The 1,728-nt window shown below is 43.0% G+C and carries 3 protein-coding genes and 1 pseudogene; all 4 read left to right on the top strand.

The features are described 5' to 3' along the window. Positions 1–364: pseudogene (locus ACFINL_RS09585) on the top strand (phage tail protein); the annotation flags it as partial. A 5-nt stretch (positions 365–369) separates the two neighbouring features. After that, the gene (locus ACFINL_RS09580; RefSeq protein WP_375651477.1) at positions 370–750 is read left to right on the top strand and encodes a phage tail protein; all 381 of its coding nucleotides are present in this window, start codon (positions 370–372) and stop codon (positions 748–750) included. Then, positions 747–971 carry a tail protein X gene (locus ACFINL_RS09575; protein WP_375637136.1) on the top strand — a complete coding sequence of 75 codons (225 nt, stop codon included), beginning with the start codon at positions 747–749 and terminating at the stop codon, positions 969–971. The genes ACFINL_RS09580 and ACFINL_RS09575 overlap by 4 nt, the downstream gene beginning before the upstream one ends. Beyond that, positions 968–1,728, top strand: a 761-nt coding sequence (locus ACFINL_RS09570) for a phage late control D family protein (protein ID WP_375651476.1), incomplete at its 3' end; no start/stop codon positions are given. The genes ACFINL_RS09575 and ACFINL_RS09570, both read left to right, overlap by 4 nt.

Genomic DNA, 1,728 nt, shown 5'->3' with positions numbered 1-1,728 from the left:
AGACAAGACTTCAACGCAGACCATTAAAACCTTTACCGAAGAAACCAATGCACGTGCAAAAAAAATGGTTGATACAGCAGTGGTTACAAATACCCCACCTGAAAAACGCAAGAGTGGTTTTAATGCAGGCATAGTCGAAACAGGACAAATGCAGGCTACAAATGCAAAAGTGGGTGCCTTTAAAGCTCCCAAGCCCATTACCGTTCATAAGCCGATAGAAGTAGATGCCCGTGTGATGATTTCAAATTTAAATATTTCCGTCCCCAATGGTCTTAAAGATGAAATCAGAGACGCTGTCAATCAAGCACTTGAACGCTATGCAAAACAGCAACGTTTAGCCATAGCCTCTAGCCTTTCGGATTAAATACCATGATATTAGCTTTGGGTGGTTTTATTTTTTCGATTGAAACAGCAGCTTATCAAACACTTGATATGTCTTATGGGGTTCCATGGGTAGAGCAAGGACGATTGGGGCGCAAAGCAGCTCTTCAATTACCTGCCGTTGCAAATGCGGAATTTTCTTTAACTGGTGTGATTTATCCAGATTTCAAAGGTGGTCATAGACAGCTCGAATATTTACGGCAAATGGCACATGAAGGACCTCACATTCTTGTGACTGGTCAAAGCAAAATCTTAGGTAAGTTTGTCATTCTTTCTGTAGAGGAAAAACAAAGCATTTTTCATCATAACGGCACCCCAAAAAAACAAGAATTTACAATAAAATTGAGAGAATATGGTGAAGAGCTATGAGTGATCTTTACGTAACAAAAGAAGGCGATATGGTTGATGCCATTTGCTGGAGATACTATGCAAAGGGTCAACAAGCCCTTGCTGTTGAACGCGTTTATGCAGCAAATTTTGGTCTTGCAGACTATGGACCCATTTTAAAAGCAGGAATCACAATCGTTTTGCCAACCCTCCCCTATCCTAAAGCCACACCGGTAATCAGAATTTGGGGTAGCAAATCATGAAACCTTTTTGCACAGTGATGGCAAATGGAGAGGACATCACAAGAATGCTGATGGACTATGTTTTGTCGATTGAAATTACCGATGAAGCAGAAAACAAAAGTGATCGTATCACTATAGAGCTTGATGACCGCGCACGCGACAGTGATAACGGCTTTCTCGATATTCCTCTCATCGGAACAATCATTTCCGTAACACTTGGCTATGAAGGCGGCAAAAACCGCGATATGGGAGCCTATCTGATTGATGAAATCTCTGTAAGCAGCCCACCCCAAAGCTTAAGTGTAACAGGGCGCGCCGCCTCTATGAATACGTCTTATAGAACACCCAAAAGCCAATCCTATCACCAACAAACCCTTGGCAGTATTGTTCAAGAGATAGCAGAGCGCAATGGCTATACACCAAAAGTTGACCCTGCTCTTGCTAAAATTGTTGTGCGTCACATTGACCAAACAGCTGAAAGCGATATGGCTTTTGCTACGCGCCTTGCAGAAGACTATGATGCGGTAGCAAAACCCGTTGATGGCAAACTTGTGCTTGCCAAACGGGGTGAAGGCAAAGCCATTACCGGTGAAACACTCCCTATTGTTGTTATTCATGAGGAACATTGCACCTCTTGGGATTTTAAATACAGTGCGCGGGATGAAGCAGGTGCAGCCAATGGCTTAGAAACAGATGTGGGAGACGACCAAAAAGCCGCGGCTGATGCACGAGAACCAGAAGAGATTGATGATGATGAAAACTTTATCCATATGGATGA

This window comes from Bartonella sp. AA78NXGY (assembly GCF_042197005.1).
Taxonomy (GTDB): domain Bacteria; phylum Pseudomonadota; class Alphaproteobacteria; order Rhizobiales; family Rhizobiaceae; genus Bartonella.
This window is presented reverse-complemented; position numbering and strand designations above follow the sequence as displayed.

Excerpts from the sequence above, each read along its gene's own strand:
- ACFINL_RS09580 (WP_375651477.1), top strand. The coding sequence starts at position 370 with ATGATATTAGCTTTGGGTGGTTTTATTTTTTCGATTGAAACAGCAGCT.
- ACFINL_RS09575 (WP_375637136.1), top strand. The coding sequence starts at position 747 with ATGAGTGATCTTTACGTAACAAAAGAAGGCGATATGGTTGATGCCATT.